Source organism: Myroides indicus, from assembly GCF_004364575.1.
GTDB lineage: Bacteria > Bacteroidota > Bacteroidia > Flavobacteriales > Flavobacteriaceae > Flavobacterium > Flavobacterium indicum_A.
Genome location: NZ_SOAG01000076.1, coordinates 1 through 1271, shown reverse-complemented (window position 1 = coordinate 1271; position 1271 = coordinate 1). Strand labels below are relative to the sequence as shown.

The 1271-nt window shown below is 32.1% G+C and carries 3 protein-coding genes and 1 pseudogene; all 4 read left to right on the top strand.

Annotated elements, in window-relative coordinates:
* Positions 1-108, top strand: a pseudogene (locus C8P70_RS14395) (IS982 family transposase); the annotation flags it as partial.
* A 160-nt stretch (positions 109-268) separates the two neighbouring features.
* Positions 269-691 carry a DDE-type integrase/transposase/recombinase gene (locus C8P70_RS13730; RefSeq protein ID WP_133713861.1) on the top strand — a complete coding sequence of 141 codons (423 nt, stop codon included), beginning with the start codon at positions 269-271 and terminating at the stop codon, positions 689-691.
* On the top strand, positions 673-921 hold the full coding sequence (locus C8P70_RS13725) for an integrase core domain-containing protein (RefSeq protein WP_166666244.1): 249 nt from the start codon (positions 673-675) through the stop codon (positions 919-921). Before C8P70_RS13730 ends, C8P70_RS13725 begins: the two co-directional genes overlap by 19 nt.
* A gap of 91 nt (positions 922-1012) precedes the next feature.
* Entirely contained in the window at positions 1013-1174 is a 162-nt protein-coding gene (locus C8P70_RS14120; protein ID WP_243832723.1) for a hypothetical protein, read from the top strand.
* The last annotated feature ends 97 nt before the right edge of the window (positions 1175-1271 follow it).

Below are 1271 nucleotides of genomic sequence, written 5' to 3'. Positions count from 1 at the left end.
AATTTCTTTACTAACCTTATCGCTGGAATTATTGCATATCATTTCTTGCCTAAGAAACCTGCAATTAGATATGAGAAAGTAATAACTAATCAATTAGCCTTGTTATAATCGAACTCAGGTTAGTAGTTGAACTATGCCGATCAATGTGGTATTATCAAAATAAAAAAGATGATACAGAGGTCATTGATAAACTAAGTGAATTAGCAGGACAATCCCCTTCTCGCGGCTTTGATGAGTACTTCCATAAGATACGCAGAGAAGGGCTTGTATGGAACAGAAAAAGAGTTCTACTTGTTTATCGCTTAATGAAACTAAGTCTAGAAGAAAACATAAGAAACGTTTAATAACAAGAGTTAAGCAGCCTTTAGAAACGCCAAAAGTACTCAATGAGTGTTGGAGTATGGACTTTATGAGTAACTTACTTACAGATGACAGAAAAGTAAGAGTTTTTAATGTATTAGACGACTGTAGTAGAGAAGCAATAGCTATTGAAGCTGGATTACGTTATCCTGCAAGAGCAGTAATAGAAACACTTGAAAACCTAAAACAAGAAATAGGTACTCCAAAGTACATTAGATGTTATAATGGACCTGAGTTCATCTCTAAAACCTTTGTAAAGTGGTGTGAGAAGAACTTTATAGAGATAAAATATACCCAATCTGGCAAAAACCAATGCAGAATGGATATATAGAACGTTTTAATCGATTTTTTAGAGAGGATATATTAGATGCTTTTTACTTCAATGATATCTACCAGTTACAAAGATTAGCTGATAAATGGAGAGAGTATTACAATTTTAACCACCCTCATAACGCATTAGGAAACAAATCACCTAAAGAATATAAGCCCAGATTTGATGAAGAATTTAGAGGTTTCCTAAAATGTAAAAGCCAGCACTTAATTATGCTATATAGCTTATAAATCAGAAAATGACTTTGTAGTAAATTATCTCGACAATATTTATAACTATGAACAAGGAGATTATTACCTTGCCTTTGACGGAAAGAATACTATGGGACTATATAACTGGAAAACGGATCCCGAACTTAAAACTAATCTAAAAAACACAGAACCCGAAAAAGTAAAAGAAATGGAACGTTTCCTAAAAGCTTATATCCAGTCTTTTAATCACAGAGTAAAAAATAATCTTTTAACGGTAGATAAAGAATTTTAATATGTAATAGCCACAACTTCATCTGACAGTTAGGGGTTAAAAATAATTGTCAGTTATTCTCTAAAATCCTTACTACCAAAAGTAAGGATTTTTTGAT

Excerpts from the sequence above, each read along its gene's own strand:
- C8P70_RS13730 (WP_133713861.1), top strand. The coding sequence starts at position 269 with ATGGAACAGAAAAAGAGTTCTACTTGTTTATCGCTTAATGAAACTAAG.
- C8P70_RS13725 (WP_166666244.1), top strand. The coding sequence starts at position 673 with ATGCAGAATGGATATATAGAACGTTTTAATCGATTTTTTAGAGAGGAT.
- C8P70_RS14120 (WP_243832723.1), top strand. The coding sequence starts at position 1,013 with ATGGGACTATATAACTGGAAAACGGATCCCGAACTTAAAACTAATCTA.